Raw genomic sequence first — 18,881 nt, 5'->3', positions numbered from 1 at the left:
GGGATTTGCTGTTGATCTCGCCCATGGTGTCGACCAGCTGGGCGACCAGGGTGCCGCCGTTGGTGGCGGTTTTGGCGGCGGCGGCGGCCAGGGTGTTGGCCTGCTGGGTGTTGTCGGCGTTCTGGCGTACGGTGGCGGTGATTTCTTCCATGGTGGCGGCGGTTTGCGCCAGGGAGCTGGCCTGCTGTTCGGTACGCGAGGACAGGTCCAGGTTGCCGGCGGAAATCTGGCCGGCCGCCGAGGCGATCGAATCGGCGCCGCTGCGCACGTCCTTGACTGTGTCGTGCAGTTGCTCCGTCATGGTGCCCAGCGCTCGTAATAACTGGCCGACCTCGTCCGTGCCTTTGGCCCGGATGCGCTGGCTGAGGTCGCGTCGGGCCACGGATTCGGCCAACCGGACGGCGCGGCGCAGCGGATGGGTGACGGACCGGGTGACGCGCCAGGCGAAGATCGGGCTGACGAGCAGCGCCAGCAGCGCGGCGAGGCCCAGGATCAGCAGGCCCACCCGGTTGCCCTCGAAGGTCTGCTCGAAGACCTGGTCGGTGTACTGGTTCTGGAAGGCGCTCAACTGGTCGATGGTGTCGGTGACCTTGCCGCTGAGATCCGGCATTTCGTGGCCGAAGAAGGCCTTGGCCTTGCCGACGTCCCAGTTCTCCAGAAACTTGAAGGCCTCATCGCGTTTCTGGAAGTAGGTGTTCTGATCGGCGATGGCCTGCTGGTACAGCGCGACGGCCTGGGGGTGCTTGATCGTGTCGTGCAGCTGTTTGTGGAAGGATTTGATGCGCTGGTCGGATGCTTCCAGGCTCTGTTTGGCCTTGGCCTGGGCTTCCGGGTCGTTCATGTTGGTGGCGGCCAGCGTCAGGTTGTTGTTGACTTCGGTCTGGCGGGCCCACTGCAGGATCATGGCATTGTTGGCTTCGCGCCCCTGCAGCAGCTGGCTGGACGCATTGCTGTCCAGGATGCGCCACAGGCCGATGGCGGCTATGACCATCAGCAGCAGGATGACGAAGCCGAATCCGATCGCCAGACGGGTGCCGATCTTCAGGTTTTTCATGGATGCCTTTGTGTTGTCGGAAAGTAGTGGGTTGCCCTGACTGGCGCGCCGTGCCGGGGTGGGGGATGTGCGCGCACGTCACGATATATTGCAATATTTATCATTTGTCGCCGGTATTGGGGTTAGCCCGTAGCCGCTGCAAAGGCGGGCGGATCGCCCTAACAAAGGCAGGCAATTGTTCTAATATAGAAAGCTTGGGGTTTTCCAGAGTCGGGAAACCCTGTCATCCGCGCCGGCCGCCCGTCGATCCGGGCTGATCGGTTCATGCCAATCGGCCGGCTCACAAGGCAGGCTTTCATTCGGGCTTTCATCATGGACACGCTGACTTCCACCCCCGCTGTTTTTTCCCAACGCGCCAGGCAACTCACCAGTTCGGCCATTCGCGAGATCCTCAAGATCACCGAACGCCCCGAGGTCATTTCCTTCGCAGGGGGGCTCCCTTCGCCTGAAGGCTTCCCCATCGCGGAATTGCAGGCTGCGTTCGACCGCGTCCTGGCCACCCAGGGCGCCACGGCGCTGCAGTACGGCCGCACAGAAGGCTACACGCCCTTGCGTGAATGGGTGGCGCGGGATCTGTCCCGCGATGGCACCCTGATCGATCCCGAAGAAGTCCTGATCGTCTCCGGTTCGCAGCAGGCCCTGGATATGCTGGGCAAACTGTTCATCGACCCGGGCTCGAAGGTGCTGGTCGAGGCCCCCAGCTATCTGGGCGCGCTGCAGTCGTTTTCCCTGTTCGAGCCGCAATTCCAATCGGTGCCCACCGATGCCGGCGGCTTGATTCCGGAGGCCCTGGATGACGAACTGTGCCGGGACGCGCGGTTCATCTACGCGTTGCCCAATTTCCAGAACCCGACGGGCTTGACGCTGGATCGGGCCCGCCGTCAGGCGCTGGTCGAACGATGCGCCGCCCTGGGGCTGCCCGTCATCGAGGACGATCCCTACGGCGAGCTTCGCTATGGGGGCGAGCCCCAACCCAGTCTGCTGGAACTCGGACGCGCCGTGGGGGCGACCGTGATCCGCCTGGGCACGTTTTCCAAGGTGCTGGCGCCGGGCATGCGCCTGGGCTATGTCGTGGCGCCGCGCGACATCATCGGCAAACTGGTGCAGATCAAGCAGGCCACCGATCTGCACACGGCCACGGTCACCCAGATGGCGGTCTACGAGACCGTGCGCAACGGGTTCCTGCACCAGCATCTGCCCAAAGTCCGGGCTTTGTACCAGCGCCAGTGCGGCTATATGCTCGACGCCCTGCAGCGCTATTTCCCGGCGGATGCCCAGTGGACGCAGCCGCAGGGCGGCATGTTCATCTGGGTCACGCTGCGCGACGGCATCGATACGGCCGAATTGCTGCAGCGGGCCATCGCCCGCAATGTCGCCTTCGTGCCGGGGGCGCCGTTCTACGCCGGGGTGCGGGCGCCGACCAATACGCTGCGGCTCAGTTTCGTCACGGTGTCCGAAGACCGCATCCGCGCCGGTATCCAGGTGCTGGGTGAATTGATCGGCCCGGCAGTCGGGGGCCGCTAATATGAAAAACCGGTCGCCAGGCGCCGATCCGGGCGCCTCCGGCCGTTCGGCTGCCGATCCGGATTCCATCGCCGGGCGGGCGGGGCCTGCCGCGCCCGGCCCGGGCGGCGCCGGACCGGATCTGTCCGACATGCGGCACGACGACTGGGTGGCCCGCTGGTTGCCGGCCGCCTGGGGGCCTTATGCCCGGCTGTGCCGGCTGGACCGTCCGGTGGGCACCTGGCTGACGCTGCTGCCGGCGCTGGCGGCCCTGGTGCAGGCCGCCGATGGCTGGCCCACCGTGTGGCGGTTGTTCATCTTCTCGCTGGGCGCGCTGCTGATGCGCGGGGTGGGTTGCACCTTCAACGATATCTTCGATCGCAATTTCGACCGCCAGGTGGAACGCACCCGCTTCAGGCCGCTGACCAGCGGCCAATTGACGCTGCGGGCCGCCCTGTGGTTCGCCGCCGCGCAGTTGCTGGTGAGCGCCAGCCTGCTGCTGGCCGTCAACGCCTATAGCCGCTGGCTGGCCTTGGCGCTGGTGCCGCTGGTGGTGATCTACCCCTTGTGCAAACGCTTTACCTATTGGCCGCAGGCTGTGCTGGGCATGGCTTTCAACTGGGGCATGCTGATGGCCTGGACCGATACGCGGGACATGCTGCCTTGGTATGGCGTGGCCATGTGGGTGGGGGCGGTGCTCTGGCAGATCGGCTACGACGCCGTCTATGCCTATATCGATCTGCGCGACGACCGCATGCTGGGCCTGAAGTCCGTCGCCATGTGGTTCGGCGATCGGGGGCGGGCCTGGATCGGCGGCTTCTATGTCGTCACGGCCGCGCTGTGGACGGCGGCGGGCTGGGGCATGGGGATGGATTGGCCATACTACGTCGTCATGGCGGTCATCGCCGGCCATTTCATCTGGCAGATGACGGTGTTCGACGTGCGCCATCCCGAACGCGGTCTGCGCATTTTCCGCTCGAATATGCAGGTGGGCGTGCTGTTGATCGTGGCCGGGCTGGCCGGGACCGTCCTGCCCGTGTAGGATCCGGGCCGTCCGGCATTCCCCGCCGCGGCGGATGGGTTTCTTGGCGCGCGCGCGTAATTACGGCTAGACTGATCTGAAAAGATCAGGGGCTGTCTCCAGGCCCCAGGAGACGCTCGATGGCAGGCAACACCCCCGCTGAAACGCAACTGGAATTCGACTACGTCATCGTGGGGGCCGGCTCTGCCGGCTGCTTGCTGGCCAATCGTCTGTCGCAGTATCACCGCGTCCTGCTGATCGAGGCCGGCGGCCCCGACGACTGGCGCTGGATCCACATCCCCGTCGGCTATCTGTATTGCATCGGCAATCCGCGCACCGACTGGTGCTATCACACGCAGCCCGACCCGGGCCTGAACTACCGGTCTTTGGGGTATCCGCGCGGCCGGGTGCTGGGGGGGTCTTCCTCCATCAACGGCATGCTGTACCTGCGCGGGCAGGCGGCGGATTATGACCACTGGGAAGCCCTGGGCAACCCCGGCTGGGCCTGGCGCGATGTGTTGCCGCTGTTTCGCGACGTGGAGGATCACCACGCGGGGGCCAGCGAATTCCACGGCGCATCGGGCACCTGGCGGGTCGAATCCCAGCGCTTGAGCTGGGCCGTGCTGGATGCGTTCCGGGATGCGGCCGCGCAGGCCGGCATCGAACGCACGGATGACTTCAATCGGGGCGACAACGCAGGCTGCAACTACTTCGAGGTCAATCAGCGCCGGGGCGTGCGCTGGAATGCGGCCAAGGCCTTCTTGCATCCGGTGATGGGGCGCGCCAATCTGCAGGTGCTGACCGGCGCCTGCGTCGAGCGCATCGAGTTTTCCGGGCGCCGCGCCACCGGGGTCGCCTTTGTGCAGGACGGTCTGCGCCGCCATGCCGTGGCGCGCCGCGAATTGATCCTGGCGGCGGGCGCCATCGGTTCGCCGCAGTTGCTGCAGGTGTCGGGGGTCGGGCCGGCCGACCGCCTGCGTCACCTGGGGATTCCGCTGGTGCATGATCTGCCGGGCGTGGGTGAAAATCTGCAGGATCACCTGCAACTGCGCATGATTTACCGCCTGCAAAAAGGCCTGACCCTGAATGCCCTGGCCAATGCCTGGTGGGGCAAGGCCTGGATGGGCCTGCAATACGCGCTGTTTCGGCGCGGGCCGCTGTCCATGGCGCCGTCGCAACTGGGCGCCTTCGCCCGGTCCGACCCGTCCCGCCCCCGCGCCAACCTGGAATACCATGTGCAGCCGCTGTCGCTGGATAAATTCGGCGACCCGCTGCACCGCTTCCCGGCCATGACGGCTTCGGTGTGCAATCTGCAGCCCAGCAGCCGGGGCCATGTGCGCATCACCTCGCCCAACGTGGCGGATCATCCGGATATCCTCTGCAATTACCTGCAGACTCCCGAAGATCGCGCCGTGGCGGCCGATGCGCTACGCCTGACGCGGCGCATCATGGCGCAGCCCGCGCTGGCCTCCTATCAGCCGCGGGAATATCTGCCCGGCGACGCCATCCAGACGCAGGAAGCCCTGGAGGCCGCCGCCGGCGATATCGGCACCACGATTTTCCATCCGGTGGGGACATGTAAAATGGGCGTCGATCCGTTGGCGGTGGTCGACCCTGAATTGCGTGTCAGAGGGGTGGAAAGCCTGCGGGTGATCGATGCATCCATCATGCCGGTGATCACCTCGGGCAATACCAATTCGCCCACTATCATGATTGCCGAAAAGGGCGCCCGTCTGATCCTGGGCGGCGCCTGAGCTTTACCGAAACGCCCGTCGGTTTCTTGTCGGGCGGCTCTTGAAATGTTCCCGGGCCTGTATTGCCGTTCCCCCAGAAGGCGCTGCAGGCCTTTCGTTCAGCCTATTTTTTGGACCCGGATATGGTCAGTCACACCGAGGTCGTGGCCAGCGTACTGTTTGCCATCGCCATCATTCACACGTTTTCCGTGCCGGTTTTCGCCCGCCTGGCCAATCAGGGCGGCCGTCACGCCGGTTTATGGCACTTGCTGTCCGAAGTCGAGGCCGTCTTCGGCGTGTGGGCCTGCGCGCTGTTCGTCTGGATGGGGCTGACGCTGGGCGTCCATGGCGCCGTCGAATACCTGGACACCCGTAATTTCACCGAACCGGCCTTCGTGTTCGTCATCATGGTGGTGGCCGCCAGCCGGCCCATCATCGAGTTGGTCCGCCTGGTGGTGGATGGCGTGGCGCGGGTGCTGCCGATCAGCAGCGAGCTGGCCCGCTTTTTCGTCATCATGACGCTGGTGCCGCTGTCGGGGTCGCTGATCACCGAGCCGGCCGCCATGACGCTGGCCGCCCTGTTGCTGCGCCAGGCGTATTTCCGCCGCCCGGGCCAGGACGGCTTCAAGTACCTGACGGTGGGCGTGCTGTTCGTCAATGTCTCCATCGGCGGGGTGTTGACGGCCTATGCGGCGCCGCCCGTCCTGATGGTGGCCCAGACGTTTGGTTGGGATACCGCCTTCATGGCCACGCATTTCGGCTGGCGGGCGGTGACGGCGGTGTTGCTCAACGGCCTGGTCCTGACCTGGATCTGCCGGCCTTTCCTGCTCAACGGCGATCTGGGCGTGCAGGACAAGGACCCGGTCCGCGATCCGGTGTCGCGGGTGGTGATGGCCGTGCACGTGCTGTTCCTGGTGGGGGTGGTGCTGGCCTCGCACCACATCAAGATCTTCCTGGCGCTGCTGGTGCTGTTCATCGGCTACGCCCATGCTTATAAACGCCATCAGTCCCCGCTGTTGCTGCGCGAAGGCCTGATGGTGGGGTTCTTCCTGGCCGGCCTGGTGGTGCTGGGCGGCTTGCAGCAGTGGTGGCTGCAGGACCTGCTGGCCGGCTTGTCGCCCTTCGTGCTGTATCTGGGCGCCACGGCCCTGACCGCCGTCACCGACAACGCGGCCCTGACCTATCTGGGGTCGCTGGTGGAGGGCACCGACGAGCTCTGGCGCTACATGCTGGTGGCGGGGGCCGTCACGGGCGGCGGGCTGACCGTGATCGCCAATGCGCCCAATCCGGCGGGGTTCTCCATCCTGAAGGGCTGCTTTGGCGACGGCACGATTTCGCCGCTGAAGCTGCTGGGGGCGGCGGCCGTGCCCACGCTGGTGGCGGCCGTGATGTTCCTGCTGCCCAATGCTTTTGGCTAAGGGAACGTCAGAACAAGTCGCCGCGCCGCGTGCATCTCCGGATTCGGGCGGTCTGCGGCGTTGCCCATCCTCGCGATAGCGACGGCTATCGCTGCGGTTCGCGCCTTGCATCCCATCCCGATCCGTAGCGCCCGCTTGCCGCCCGACTTATTCAGATGTCCCCTAAAAGGACTAAAATCCAGGCAGTTCAGATTATCAGGACGATGTTGTGCCGATTTATGTCTATCGTTGCAGCCACTGCGGTCATCAGCAGGACGTGCTGCAGAAAATGTCCGACCCGCGCCTGACGGTATGTCCGGCCTGCGGGCAGGCCGCTTATGAAAAACAGGTCACGGCGGCGGGTTTCCGCCTGAAGGGCTCGGGCTGGTACGAAACCGATTTCCGGGGCGGGAAGTCCGGCTCGCACTCCGAAGGGGTGCTGGGTGCTGCCGGTGCGTCGGCATCCGCGGACCCTGGCGCCTCCAACGGCGCTTCGTCCGGGGGGGCGGCCGCCGCGCCCGCCTCCGCGTCTTCGGGCAGCGGGTCGGGCGCGGCTGCGTCCGGCTCGGCCTCTTCCAGCAGCGCCGCTCCGGCCGCCGCGCCGGGCTGACGCCCGGTCCTGTCATCCATGCGATTTTTCAAACGCTATTTCATTACCGGCCTGCTGATCTGGCTGCCGCTGGTGATCACCCTCTGGGTGCTCATGACGCTGGCCCGCACCCTGGATTCCCTGGTGCCCGCGTTCCTGTCGCCGGAAGTCCTGTTCGGCGTGGCCATTCCCGGCTTCGAACTGGTCCTGGTGCTGTTCGTCATCCTGGTCACCGGTCTGTTCTGCGCCAATTTCATCGGTCGCGCCATCCTGTCGCGCTGGGAATCGCTGTTGGGGCGCATTCCGCTGGTGCGCTCCATTTATAATTCGGTCAAGCAGGTCAGCGACACCGTGTTCGCGCCCAATGGCCAGGCGTTTCGCCAGGCCATTCTGGTGCAGTATCCGCGCCAGGGCGCCTGGACCATCGGTTTTCTGACGGGCGCGCCGTGCGATGAGATCGCCGGCCTGCTGACGGGCGATTTCATCAGCGTGTATGTGCCGACGACGCCCAACCCCACCTCCGGGTTCTTTCTGATGATGCCGCGCGCCGATGTCCAGGTGCTCGACATGTCGGTCGAAACCGCCCTGAAATACGTGGTGTCCATGGGGGTGGTGGCGCCGCCCCCGCTGACCCCGCCGCCCACCGTCCGGCCGGCTCCGGCCGCCGGCGGTGATGCGCCGCAGTAGTTCCAAACATCCGCAGCATTGCTTTCAAATATTTCGGAGTCATTCTTGAACCGTACCTGCTACACCGGCGAGGTGTCCAAAGCCCATCTTGACCAGACCGTCACCCTGTTCGGCTGGGTCCATCGCCGCCGTGATCACGGCGGGGTGATCTTCATCGACCTGCGCGACCGGGCGGGCCTGGCCCAGATCGTGGTGGACCCCGACAATCAGACGGCCTTTGCCACCGCCGAACGCATCCGCAATGAATATTGCCTGCGCATCACGGGCCTGGTCCGGCTGCGCCCCGAAGGCACGCGCAATCCCGACCTGCTGTCGGGCGACGTCGAAATCCTGTGCCGTGAACTGGAAATCCTGAATCCGTCGGTGACGCCGCCGTTCCAGCTGGATGACGACAATCTGTCGGAAACCACGCGCCTGACGCACCGGGTGCTGGACCTGCGCCGCCCGCAGATGCAGCGCAACCTGATGCTGCGCTACCGCGTGTCGATGGTGGCCCGCAATTTCCTGGACGCGCTGGGCTTCATCGACATCGAGACTCCGATGCTGACCCGCAGCACCCCCGAGGGCGCGCGCGACTATCTGGTGCCGTCGCGCGTCAATCCGGGCGAATTCTTCGCGCTGCCGCAGTCGCCGCAGTTGTTCAAGCAGATGCTGATGGTGGCCGGGTTCGACCGCTACTATCAGATCACCAAATGCTTCCGCGACGAAGACCTGCGCGCCGACCGCCAGCCGGAATTCACGCAGATCGATTGCGAAACGTCCTTCCTGGACGAAGTCCAGATCCGCGAGATCTTCGAAGGCATGGTGCGCGAGATCTATCGGAAGGTGCTGGACGTCGCCTTGCCCGAATTCCCGGTCATGAGCTGGTCCGAGGCCATGCGCCGCTACGGGTCCGACAAACCCGATTTGCGTGTGAAGCTGGAATTCACCGACATCGCCGACCTGATGCAGGACGTGGACTTCAAGGTGTTCGCCGGTCCGGCGAAAGACCCGGCCTGCCGCGTGGTCGCCATGCGCGTGCCGGGCGGCGCCAGCCTGCCGCGCAGCGAAATCGACGCCTACACGCAGTTCGTGGGCATCTATGGCGCCCGTGGACTGGCCTACATCAAGGTCAATGACGCAGCCGCCATTCCCGAAGGCCTGCAGTCGCCCATCGTCAAGAACATCAACGTCGATGCCCTGCGCGGCCTGATTGAGCGCACCGGCGCCCAGAGCGGCGACCTGATCTTCTTCGGCGCCGACCGCACGAAGGTCGTGAACGACGCCATCGGCGCCCTGCGGGTCAAGATCGGCCTGAGCGAATTCGGCCGCAACAACGGCCTGTTCGAAGCCGGCTGGCAGCCCCTGTGGGTGGTGGATTTCCCCATGTTCGAATACGACGAGGGCGAGAACCGCTACACCGCCGCGCACCACCCCTTCACCTGCCCCAAGGCCGGTCACGAAGACCTGCTGGAATCCAATCCTGGCGCCGCCCTGGCGCGCGCCTACGACATGGTCATGAATGGCTGGGAAGTGGGCGGCGGGTCGGAACGTATCCACCGCGCCGACGTGCAGACCAAGGTCTTCAAGGCCCTGAAGATCGAAGAGGACGAGGCCCGCGAAAAATTCGGCTTCCTGCTGGACGCGCTGCAGTTCGGCGCGCCCCCGCATGGCGGTCTGGCCTTCGGCCTGGACCGTCTGGTGACGCTGATGGCGGGCGCGGAATCCATCCGCGACGTGATCGCCTTCCCCAAGACCCAGCGCGCCCAGGATCTGCTGGTGCAGGCGCCGTCGCCGGTGGACGAAAAGCAGTTGCGTGAACTGCACATCCGCCTGCGTCAGACCGAGGCGCAATAAAACCGGAGGGCCGGAGCATGCCAGTCGTGCGGGTCGTCAGCTACAACATCCACAAGGGCCGCTCGGCCAGCGGTGGGCGGGAATCGCTGGCGGACCTGCGGCTGGGCCTCTATGGCCTGCGTCCCGATCTGCTGTTTTTGCAGGAAGTCCAGGGGCGCAACCAGCGGCACGGCAGCCTGGATGCGCAGCACGAATCGCTGGCGGCCAGTATGCGCATGCAGGTCGCCTATGGCTGCAATGCCGTGCGCACGGCCACCGATCACGGGAATGCCCTGTTGTCCCGCTACCCGATCCTGTATTACGAGAACCAGGATATTTCGGACCATCGTCTGGAGCAGCGCGGGTTGCTGCATGGGGTCGTGCAGGTGGAGCAGACGCCGGTGCACTGCCTGGTGGTGCACCTGGGGCTGCTGGCCGGCGGCCGATCGCGTCAGGTGCATGCCCTGGTGGAGCGCATCCGGCGGCTGGTGCCGGATTCCGAGCCGCTGCTGATCGCAGGCGATTTCAACGACTGGGCCAATCGCTTGGCGCCCCTGTTCGTCGAACAGCTGGGGCTGGTGGAAGTCTTCGCCGCCGCTCCGCAAGGGGCGGACGAGATCTACCGCCTGCGCCATCGGGTGGCGCAGTTGCGCCAGCGCATGTCCTGGCTTCCGGGGCAGCGGCTGGGCACCGCGCCCGCCTTGTCGATGATGGGGCATGCGGCTCGCCTGACGCCGCCGCCGCGCACCTTTCCGTCGGTCTTTCCCTGGTTGCGTCTGGACCGCATCTACCAGCGCGGCTTTGCCGTGCGGCGGGCGCGGGTGCTGCATGGGGCGCCCTGGAAGAAATTGTCGGATCATGCTCCGCTGGTGGCCGATCTGGAATTGCCTTAGCCCGGGCCGCCCGATCGGCGCGGGTCGCGCCGGGGCGCTGCGGCGGGCGTGAAAGCGGGGGCGGCGCGGACCTGCCGCCGGGAACTTTTCCGGCCGGCTGCCGTCTAAACCCTGTTACCTGAAAATTAGCACTCTGGTACATAGAGTGCTAAGATCACTGGGTATGATCCCAAGGACTTTGCCATGAGCCACACTTCGTCTTCCCTGGTGTTGGCGCCGGCCCAGCTTGCGCAGGCCATTTCCAACCCGGGGGCACTGGGCACCATCGATGCCTATATCGGGGCGGTGAACCGCCTGCCCCTGCTGACGGCCGAACAGGAATCCAGTCTGGGCCGCCGGTTGCGCGACGGCAACGATCTGGAAGCCGCCCGCGAATTGATTCTGTCTCATCTGCGTCTGGTGGTGTCCGTTGCCCGCCAGTATCTGGGCTACGGCCTGGCGCACGCCGACCTGATCCAGGAAGGCAATATCGGCCTGATGAAGGCCGTGCGCCGTTTCGACCCCGACCGGGGGGTGCGCCTGGTGTCCTTCGCCGTGCACTGGATCCGCGCCGAAATCCATGAATACGTGGTGCGCAACTGGCGTCTGGTGAAGATCGCCACGACCAAAGCCCAGCGCAAACTGTTCTTCAACCTGCGGCGCATGCGCCCGGACGGCCATACCCTGGCGCCGGATCAGGTGTCCGACATCGCCCGCGAACTCGACGTGCGCCCCGAGGACGTCGCTGAAATGGAAGTCCGCCTGTCGGGCGGGGATTGCGCCCTGGACGCGCCGGCCGACGACGAAGACCGTTTCGCGCCTATTGCCTGGCTGGCCGACGACAGTCAGGAACCGGCCCAGGTGCTGGCGCGTCGCAGCATGGATACGCTGCAAAGCCAGGGCCTGGCGGATGCCCTGGATACCCTGGACGACCGTTCGCAGCACATCGTGCGGGCCCGCTGGCTGGCCGATGACGGCGGCGCCACCTTGCACGAACTGGCGGCCGAATATGGCATTTCGGCCGAACGCGTCCGCCAGATCGAATCCGCCGCCCTGAAAAAGCTGAAAACCGCCCTGGCCGACCGGCAGCCGGATTTCATGGCCGCCTGATCGCAGGGCGGATACGATTTATTACGTTTGGGGCGGGCCGGGGACTGAACTTTCATCGGAACCGCGGGACTAAGCTGACATGGACGAACGTCTGGCCTTCGGGCCTCGTCGTCTTGTCGTCCGCTTCTGCTTCTCCTCTTCCCCTCCCTATCGAAGCGGATGTTCACGGGATGCCTTGATGGCATCCCTTTTTTTTTGCGCGCAGGTCCGCCGGCAAGGTGATCCGTCGCGGGGCGATCCGGCCGGTGGCGGCCCGCCCGTTTGCCACAATTGTTTCAGACAAGCCCGGCCCGCCTGTAACATAATAGGCGACGCGACTCTTGTGATGTGTTTCGACCATGAAAATCGGCCTCTTGGTCTTTGGCCTGGCAGGGCTGCTGGCCCTGATTTCTTTCATGCCCCCCTTGGCGGGGCGGCTGCGCCTGCCTTATTCCGTGCTGCTGGCCATCGTCGGTTTCGTGTTGGGTGTGATCATCCACGTGCACGGCTGGGCGCCGGGCGTGGTGGCGGATTTCCTCGACTCGCTGCAGCACTTCGAAATCTCCTCTGAAACTTTCCTGTTCGTCTTCCTGCCGGTGCTGCTGTTCGAAACCGCGCTGGCGATGAACATCCGCCGCTTGATGGACGACATCAGTCCGATCCTGGTGATGGCCATCGTGGCGGTGGTGGTCTGCACGGTGGCGGTGGGCTTTTCCCTGGCGGCCATCTCCCCCTACGGCCTGGTGGTCTGCCTGATGCTGGGGGCCATCGTCGCCACCACGGACCCGGTGGCCGTCGTCGGCATCTTTCGCGAGGTCGGGGCGCCGCGCCGCCTGACCACGCTGGTCGAAGGCGAATCCCTGTTCAACGACGCGGCATCCATCGCCCTGTATTCCGTGCTGCTCAGCGTCCTGTTCAGCGGCGGAGACCTGTCCATGACGCGGGTCGTCGGCAGTTTTCTGTTCAGTTTCATCGGCGGCGGCCTGGCGGGGCTGGCCATGGGGCGGCTGGCGACGGCGCTGTTTCGCTGGCTGCGGGGCTGGCCGGCGGCCGAGGTCACCCTGACCGTGGCCCTGGCCTACCTGACGTTCTATGTGGCGGAACACTATCTGGGCGTGTCGGGCGTGGTCGCGACGGTGATCGCCGGCCTGGTGGTGGGGTCCAACGGCCGCACCCGCATGTCGCCCACGACCTTCGAACAACTGGAAGGCGCCTGGGCGCAGTTCGGCTTCTGGGCCAATTCCCTGATCTTCCTGTTCGCCGCCATGCTGATTCCGCGCATGATGGCGGAAATCACCTGGATGGAAGTGCTGCTGATCCTGGTGGTCTTCATCGTCACGCTGGCGGCGCGGGCGGTGATGGTCTATGGCCTGCTGCCGCTGCTGGGGCGGCTGCGACTGAGCACCCAGGTCAGTCCCGCCTACCGCGCCGTGATGCTGTTGGGCGGTTTGCGCGGCGCCGTGTCGCTGGCCCTGGCCCTGGCCGTGACGGAACAGCCGGCCGTGCCGCACGAGGCCCGCCAGTTCATCGCGGTGGCGACCACGGGGTTCGTGTTGATGACGCTGTTCGTCAACGGCATGACCCTGCGCCCCCTGATCGCCCGCTTGGGCTTGAATCAGTTGTCGCCGGTGGACCGGGCCTTGCGCGACCAGGCTCAGGTCGTGGAACTGGAATCCCTGCGGCTGCGGATCGATGAGATCGCCCGTAACGAGCATATCGGCCAGGAGGTGCTGGACCGCCTGAATACCGTCTTCGATGCCAGCCAGGCCAGCGTGGACGCGGCGCAGGTGCATCAGTTGTCCATGGACCAGAAGGTCGCCGTGGGCATGGGCATTCTGGCGGGCCGGGAAGAAGAGATGTTCTTCGAAACGCTGAAAGCCCAGGTGGTGGACTGGCGCACGGCGGAATCCCTGTTGGCCCGCGCCGAGCGCCTGGGCGATGCCGTGCGGGCCGGCGGGCTTGAAGGATTCGAATCCGCCATCGAAGGCGACCTGCGCTATTCGAATTCCCTGCGGCTGGTCCTGCGCCTGCATCACCTGACCGGCAGGCCTTTCTGGCTGGCGCGCGAACTGGCGCAGCGTTTCACCAATCTGATGTGCAAGTGGGCCGTGGCCCGCCGTCTGATCCAGTTCGCGCGCACCGACGTGCAGCCTTTGCTGGGGTCGGAGGTCGCCGACATCATCATTGCCGCGCACCGGCGCCGCCTGACGCTGCTGGAGGGCTCCCTGCAGGCCATGGCGCTGCAGTACCCCAGTTATGCGCAGCATCTGCAGGAGGCCTATCTGGCGCGGATGGCGCGTTCCCTGGAGCGCATGCGCTACCGCGACATGCTGGCGCAGAACCTGATCAGCGGCGAAACCTATTCCGACCTGATCCAGCAGGTGGAGACGCGCTGGGGGCCGCTGGAAAAACACCACGGCCTGGATATCGCCCTGAGCGCCGCGGAGATGGTGAAGCGGGTCAGCCTGTTCGAAGGTCTGGACGAGGCCACCATGGAGGCCATCTGCAAGGTGCTCAAGCCGCGTCTGGTGGTGCCCGGGCAAGACATTCCCACCCGGATCGGCCGCAGCCGCGCCATGTATTTCGTGGCGTCCGGCGCGGTGGTCCTGGATCTGCCCGACGGCACGGCGGCCGAACTGGGCAGCGGCCAGATCTTCGGCGAAATGGCGCTGGCCATGGATCACGATTTCCAGGCGCGCGTCCGGTCGCTGGGCTACAGCCGCCTGTTGATGCTGCAGGAAAAGGATTTCAAGAAGCTGCTGGCGCGGCTGCCCGATCTGCGCGACAAGATCGACGCCATCGTGCGCCAGCGCCTGCGGGCGGTGGAAGTCTGGCAACAGTTCGAATCGGGCGAACGGCAGCACGAGCCGTTGCCCGATCTGCATGGGAATGCCTCGCCGGGGGCCGCGCTGTCGGATCTGGCCGATGCCGTCCGGGAGGACGATCCGGACGGATCTACAGCAAAAGCTTGATGTCGTGGGCCATGTCTTCGGGGGTCAGGGACGGCCCCAGCAGAGCGCGGGCCTCGCCGGTCTGATCCATCAGGTAGAACGCCGCCGAATGATTCATGGCGTATTGTTCCGGCGTGGGGCCGGCTTCCTTGGCGTAGAAGGCCTTGAACGAGCGCGCGGTCTTGTCCAGTTGGTCGGGGGTGCCCGTCAGGCCGATGAAGGACGGGTCGAAGGCATGCACATAGGCGCCCAGGATTTCGGGGGTGTCGCGAGCCGGATCGACGGAAATCAGGATGACCTGGACCTTGGAGGCCTGGTCGCCCAGCAGCTGCAAGGCCTGGGCGGCCTGCGCCATGGCGGTCGGGCAGACGTCCGGGCATTGGGTGTAGCCGAAGAACACCAGCAGGACCTTGCCCTTGAAGTCGGCCAGGGTGCGCAGGGCGCCCGTGGTGTCGGTCATGGAAAGATCCCGGCCCAGGTGGGTGCCGCTGATGTCGTTGCCCTCGAAGGGCAAGGGGCCGGAGGGTGTGGGGGAGCAGCCCATCAGGGCCATGGGCAGGGCGGCGACAGCCCCCGCCAGCAAGGTGCGGCGGGTGGCGGAAAATGAAACGGACATGCTTTACCTACGACAGGGTCAGGGGGCCGGGACCTGACGGGAAGGCGGCGGTGAGTCCGGTGAACGGATCAGTTGCCGGCCAGCGCCAAGCCGACCCAGTGATCCAGCAACAGCGCTGCGAACAGCAAGGCCAGATACAGAATCGAATACCAGAACAGTTTACGCGCTCGCGCGTCGGAATAGTTTCGATACAGGACAAAGGATTGCCAGACGAAGTAGCCGCTGAGCAGGCAGGCCGCCGCCAGGTAGGCCGGGCCGCTCATGCGGATGACGTAGGGCAGCAGCGACGCGGCGAACAAGGCGATGCTGTAGAGCAGCACATGCAGCTGGGTGAAGTTCTGGCCGTGCGTGACCGGCAGCATGGGCAGGCCGGATTCCTCGTAGTCGTGGTGGCGGTACAGGGCCAGCGCCCAGAAATGCGGCGGGGTCCAGATGAAGATGATCAGCACCAGGACCCAGGCCTCGGCCGGGACGGCGTCGGCCATGGCGGCCCAGCCCAGGGCGGGCGGCATGGCGCCGGACAGCCCGCCGATGACGATGTTCTGAGGCGTCAGGGGCTTCAGGATCGCGGTATAGATCAGGGCATAGCCGACGAAAGTGGCGAAGGTCAGCCACATGGTCAGGGCGTTGACCCAGGTGTTCAGGATGAACATGCCGGCGCCGCCCAACACCCCGGCCATCAGCAGCACCTGAGGGGGGGTGATCTGGCCCGAGGCCGTGCCGCGCCGCGCCGTGCGGCGCATGCGGGCGTCGGTTTCGCGTTCGATCAGGCAATTGACGGAAAATGCGGCGGCCGCCAGCAGCCAGATGCCCAGTGTGGCCGCGGCCACCCGGCCCAGATGGGGCAGGCCGGGCACGGCCAGGAACATGCCGATGACGGCGCAAAAGACCGCCAGCTGGGTGACTCGGGGTTTGGTGAGCACCAGGTACTGGCGCAGGAGGGACGGGTGATGGGCAGCAGCGGCGGTTGTCATGGGATCATTCTAGGCGTCCTGGGGGACGCTTGCAGCTAGGGGGTTTCCCTGCCTGGGCCAGGCGCCACAGCAGGGTGACGCTGACCAGCACCAGCCCGGCGGCGCCGCCGTTGTGCATGACGGCGATCAGCAGCGGCCATTGGAAGAAGATGGTGGTCAGCCCGGTGGCCAGCTGCAGCGCCAGCAGCGCCAGCAACAGGCGCGCAGGCCCGCGCAGACCGGGGACGCGGCGCCAGCGCCAGGCCAGGCCACCCAGCAGGGCCAGCACCACCAGCGCGAAATTGCGGTGGGTCCAGTGGATGGCGGTCAGGGCGTCCTGTGAAATCAGGTCGCCGCTGGTCTGTTTGCCCAGGCCCCGCAGGAGGGTGAATCCCCCCTGGAAGTCCATGGCCGGCACCCAGGCCCCGTGACAGGTGGGGAAATCCATGCAGGCCAGGGCGGCGTAGTTGGTGCTGACCCAGCCGCCCAGCGCCAGCTGCAGGAACAGCACCGCCAGCCCCAGCGCCATCCAGCGCCGACCGCTGGCCAGGGGGGCCGGTACCGGATCATGGGCTTTTTCGCGGGCGGCCAGCCAGGTCATCGCGGCCAGCAGGCTCATGCCCAGGACCAGGTGGGTGGTGACCACCAGCGGCATCAGCCGGTGGGTGACGGTCCAGGCGCCGAAGGCGCCCTGCAGGCAAACCAGGCCCAGGATGGCGGTGGACAGCGCCGGGCTGTGCGACAGTTGTCGGCGCAGTCGCCAGGCCAGCACGGTGAAGGCGATGATCAGCAGCCCCAGGAAAGCCCCGGCGTAGCGGTGGATCATCTCGATCCATGCCTGGAAGGCGCTGACCGGGCCGTATGGCATGGCCTGCAAGGCCTGCTGGATGGATTCGCTGGCCCCCAGCGGGCTGAAATGGCCGTAGCAGCCTGGCCAGTCGGGGCAGCCCAGGCCGGAATCCGTCAGGCGCACGAAGGCGCCGAACATGATCAGGTCCAGGGTCAGGAACCAGGCCAGGAAGACCAGCCGCCGGTAGGTCAGGATCCGGCGCGGCGCAGGGGCTGCGTCCTGGGGGATGGCGGGATCGGATGCGGTGCGCATGCGCGGGGGTCAGCCGATCCGGGAATTCTTCAGCAGGGCGCGGATGTCGTCGCGCACCCCTTCGGGATCCTTGCCGTCCGGAAACTGCATCATCAGGTGGCCCAAGGGATCCACGATCCACATGCCGGATGCCAGGGCGGCCGCCGGATCGCTGGCGCCGGGGGCCAGCCACGCCGCCAGCTGGGCCGGGTCGGCCCGCAGCACATGCGTGCCGACGTAGGCTTCGCCCACCACCGGGGCGATCGGGGCGCCGTCGGTCACGAACAGGATGCGTTCCAGCCGGTCCACATTCTTGCCCTGGCTGGCATGGGAATTGCGCAGCACGAACAGGCTGCGCACGCAGGATTCGGGGCAGGCGCCCGGGCCCGTGCTGATCAGCAGCCACTGGCCTTTCAGTTGGTTCAGGTCGTAGGCCTGGCCTTGGCTGTCGCGCAGGTTCAGGTCGGGAATGGGGCGCTGGGGGTCGACCAGTTGACCGTACTGGGTCTGGATGGCGGGCCGCAGGCCCAGCGCGGGCACGTAATAGGCCAGCAGGGCAAGTACGACTGGCGCCAGGGCGATCAGGAAGATGGCGATAAGCGGAGTCAGGGAGCGCGGGCGGGCGGGAGCAGTCGTCATGAGCGGGCCGATTCGGGTTTCTGGGGAGCGGCGGGGCGCCGCCATGTACGCCATAGCGTCACGGCGGCGGCGATCAGGGCGATGGCGGCGAAACTGAACCATTGCCCGGCATAGTTGTAATTCTGGCTGGCGTTTTCGGAGGGCCCGGGCCAATCCTGGGTCAGGCCGGCGTCCTGGGTGGGCGCCTGCTCCAGGACCACGGGCAGCAGCGTCAGGCCCGATGCGGCGGCCAGGGTGTCCAGGGGTAGATTCTGCACCCGGGGCGGCACGCCGTCCGGGGCGGGAAAGGGCTGGGGCAGGGTGGTGTCCGGGTGGCCGGTCAGGCTGCCCAGGTCGAACAGCCGGGGCACCCGGTGCAGCAGCGTGCCGTGGACTTGCACCGGGCCGCCGATGGCGGTCAGATCGGGCAGGGACGCCGGCGGCAGCGGCCGGGCGACCCAGCCGCGCAGCACCAGCACGGCGGTGCCGGGAGCGTCGGGCAGAGCCAGAGGAGTCGCCACCCAGAACCCCGGCTGGCCTTTGAGGTTGCGATTATCCAGGAGTACAGTAAATGGATTGAGCCAGTGTCCCCGGGCGGTGGCGCGGTGCCAGTCCGGACCGTCGGGGGTGGCGGCCGTCAGGGTCAGGGCGGGAGCCTGTTGCCCCGCCAGCCGGGCGGCGCGGATGGCCTCCCGGTCGTGCGCCCTGCGCAATTGCCATTGGCCGGCGGCGATGCACACGGCGGCCAGCAGGATCAGCAATACGATGGCCGCCAGGGCTTTTTTTCGTGAGGCGGGGCGTTGCTGAATCATGGGCGCGACAACATCAAAAACAGGCTGTGGATCAGATAGACTGGCGGTTGCAAACATTGTGCCACTGGGTGTGGCGGTTCAGTGTGACGG

At 66.2% G+C, this 18,881-nt stretch carries 16 protein-coding genes; 10 read left to right on the top strand and 6 right to left on the bottom strand.

Going from position 1 to position 18,881, the window contains the following annotated elements; genetic code table 11:
- Nucleotides 1-1,054, bottom strand: a 1,054-nt coding sequence (locus WBG56_RS01380; protein ID WP_424264757.1) for a methyl-accepting chemotaxis protein, incomplete at its 3' end; no start/stop codon positions are given.
- Nucleotides 1,055-1,366: 312 nt separating this feature from the next.
- On the opposite strand from WBG56_RS01380, the gene WBG56_RS01375 reads away from it, so the two are divergent.
- From WBG56_RS01375 to WBG56_RS01330, 10 genes are all read left to right on the top strand, one after another.
- Nucleotides 1,367-2,578 carry a PLP-dependent aminotransferase family protein gene (locus tag WBG56_RS01375; protein ID WP_424264756.1) on the top strand — a complete coding sequence of 404 codons (1,212 nt, stop codon included), beginning with the start codon at nt 1,367-1,369 and terminating at the stop codon, nt 2,576-2,578.
- A gap of 130 nt (nt 2,579-2,708) precedes the next feature.
- On the top strand, nt 2,709-3,599 hold the full coding sequence (ubiA, locus tag WBG56_RS01370; RefSeq protein ID WP_424264760.1) for a 4-hydroxybenzoate octaprenyltransferase: 891 nt from the start codon (nt 2,709-2,711) through the stop codon (nt 3,597-3,599).
- Between the two features lie 119 nt (nt 3,600-3,718).
- Complete coding sequence (locus tag WBG56_RS01365; RefSeq protein WP_424264755.1) at nt 3,719-5,332, top strand: GMC family oxidoreductase; 1,614 nt, start codon at nt 3,719-3,721, stop codon at nt 5,330-5,332.
- Between the two features lie 122 nt (nt 5,333-5,454).
- On the top strand, nt 5,455-6,729 hold the full coding sequence (locus tag WBG56_RS01360) for a putative Na+/H+ antiporter (RefSeq protein WP_424264754.1): 1,275 nt from the start codon (nt 5,455-5,457) through the stop codon (nt 6,727-6,729).
- A 208-nt stretch (nt 6,730-6,937) separates the two neighbouring features.
- Nucleotides 6,938-7,318 (top strand): FmdB family zinc ribbon protein, encoded by a 381-nt coding sequence (locus WBG56_RS01355; protein ID WP_424264753.1) that lies wholly within the window; start codon nt 6,938-6,940, stop codon nt 7,316-7,318.
- 18 nt (nt 7,319-7,336) lie between these two features.
- Nucleotides 7,337-7,984: a DUF502 domain-containing protein gene (locus WBG56_RS01350; RefSeq protein ID WP_424264752.1), complete on the top strand. Its 648-nt coding sequence runs from the start codon at nt 7,337-7,339 to the stop codon at nt 7,982-7,984.
- A gap of 45 nt (nt 7,985-8,029) precedes the next feature.
- The gene (aspS, locus tag WBG56_RS01345) at nt 8,030-9,820 is read left to right on the top strand and encodes an aspartate--tRNA ligase (RefSeq protein WP_424264751.1); all 1,791 of its coding nucleotides are present in this window, start codon (nt 8,030-8,032) and stop codon (nt 9,818-9,820) included.
- A gap of 17 nt (nt 9,821-9,837) precedes the next feature.
- Entirely contained in the window at nt 9,838-10,692 is an 855-nt protein-coding gene (locus WBG56_RS01340; RefSeq protein WP_424264750.1) for an endonuclease/exonuclease/phosphatase family protein, read from the top strand.
- A gap of 183 nt (nt 10,693-10,875) precedes the next feature.
- Complete coding sequence (rpoH, locus tag WBG56_RS01335) at nt 10,876-11,781, top strand: RNA polymerase sigma factor RpoH (RefSeq protein ID WP_424264749.1); 906 nt, start codon at nt 10,876-10,878, stop codon at nt 11,779-11,781.
- Nucleotides 11,782-12,119: 338 nt separating this feature from the next.
- On the top strand, nt 12,120-14,732 hold the full coding sequence (locus WBG56_RS01330) for a cation:proton antiporter (protein ID WP_424264748.1): 2,613 nt from the start codon (nt 12,120-12,122) through the stop codon (nt 14,730-14,732).
- On the opposite strand, the gene WBG56_RS01325 is transcribed toward WBG56_RS01330, so the two are convergent.
- The 5 genes from WBG56_RS01325 to WBG56_RS01305 form a co-directional block, all read right to left on the bottom strand.
- Complete coding sequence (locus WBG56_RS01325) at nt 14,716-15,327, bottom strand: SCO family protein (protein WP_424264747.1); 612 nt, start codon at nt 15,325-15,327, stop codon at nt 14,716-14,718. The two genes, WBG56_RS01330 and WBG56_RS01325, sit on opposite strands and share 17 nt — an antisense overlap.
- Nucleotides 15,328-15,395: 68 nt before the next feature.
- On the bottom strand, nt 15,396-16,301 hold the full coding sequence (gene cyoE, locus WBG56_RS01320) for a heme o synthase (protein ID WP_424264746.1): 906 nt from the start codon (nt 16,299-16,301) through the stop codon (nt 15,396-15,398).
- 4 nt (nt 16,302-16,305) lie between these two features.
- Entirely contained in the window at nt 16,306-17,382 is a 1,077-nt protein-coding gene (locus WBG56_RS01315; RefSeq protein ID WP_424264745.1) for a COX15/CtaA family protein, read from the bottom strand.
- 9 nt (nt 17,383-17,391) lie between these two features.
- Nucleotides 17,392-18,000: an SCO family protein gene (locus WBG56_RS01310; protein WP_424264744.1), complete on the bottom strand. Its 609-nt coding sequence runs from the start codon at nt 17,998-18,000 to the stop codon at nt 17,392-17,394.
- Nucleotides 17,997-18,791, bottom strand: coding sequence for an SURF1 family protein (locus WBG56_RS01305; RefSeq protein ID WP_424264743.1), 795 nt, complete (start codon nt 18,789-18,791; stop codon nt 17,997-17,999). The genes WBG56_RS01310 and WBG56_RS01305 overlap by 4 nt, the downstream gene beginning before the upstream one ends.
- Nucleotides 18,792-18,881 lie beyond the last annotated feature (90 nt).

Source organism: Castellaniella sp. (assembly GCF_049671645.1).
Lineage (GTDB): Bacteria > Pseudomonadota > Gammaproteobacteria > Burkholderiales > Burkholderiaceae_B > Castellaniella.
This window is presented reverse-complemented; position numbering and strand designations above follow the sequence as displayed.

Excerpts from the sequence above, each read along its gene's own strand:
- WBG56_RS01375 (WP_424264756.1), top strand. The coding sequence starts at position 1,367 with ATGGACACGCTGACTTCCACCCCCGCTGTTTTTTCCCAACGCGCCAGG.
- ubiA (WP_424264760.1), top strand. The coding sequence starts at position 2,709 with ATGCGGCACGACGACTGGGTGGCCCGCTGGTTGCCGGCCGCCTGGGGG.
- WBG56_RS01365 (WP_424264755.1), top strand. The coding sequence starts at position 3,719 with ATGGCAGGCAACACCCCCGCTGAAACGCAACTGGAATTCGACTACGTC.
- WBG56_RS01360 (WP_424264754.1), top strand. The coding sequence starts at position 5,455 with ATGGTCAGTCACACCGAGGTCGTGGCCAGCGTACTGTTTGCCATCGCC.
- WBG56_RS01350 (WP_424264752.1), top strand. The coding sequence starts at position 7,337 with ATGCGATTTTTCAAACGCTATTTCATTACCGGCCTGCTGATCTGGCTG.
- WBG56_RS01340 (WP_424264750.1), top strand. The coding sequence starts at position 9,838 with ATGCCAGTCGTGCGGGTCGTCAGCTACAACATCCACAAGGGCCGCTCG.
- rpoH (WP_424264749.1), top strand. The coding sequence starts at position 10,876 with ATGAGCCACACTTCGTCTTCCCTGGTGTTGGCGCCGGCCCAGCTTGCG.
- WBG56_RS01330 (WP_424264748.1), top strand. The coding sequence starts at position 12,120 with ATGAAAATCGGCCTCTTGGTCTTTGGCCTGGCAGGGCTGCTGGCCCTG.
- WBG56_RS01325 (WP_424264747.1), bottom strand. The coding sequence starts at position 15,327 with ATGTCCGTTTCATTTTCCGCCACCCGCCGCACCTTGCTGGCGGGGGCT.
- cyoE (WP_424264746.1), bottom strand. The coding sequence starts at position 16,301 with ATGACAACCGCCGCTGCTGCCCATCACCCGTCCCTCCTGCGCCAGTAC.
- WBG56_RS01315 (WP_424264745.1), bottom strand. The coding sequence starts at position 17,382 with ATGCGCACCGCATCCGATCCCGCCATCCCCCAGGACGCAGCCCCTGCG.
- WBG56_RS01310 (WP_424264744.1), bottom strand. The coding sequence starts at position 18,000 with ATGACGACTGCTCCCGCCCGCCCGCGCTCCCTGACTCCGCTTATCGCC.
- WBG56_RS01305 (WP_424264743.1), bottom strand. The coding sequence starts at position 18,791 with ATGATTCAGCAACGCCCCGCCTCACGAAAAAAAGCCCTGGCGGCCATC.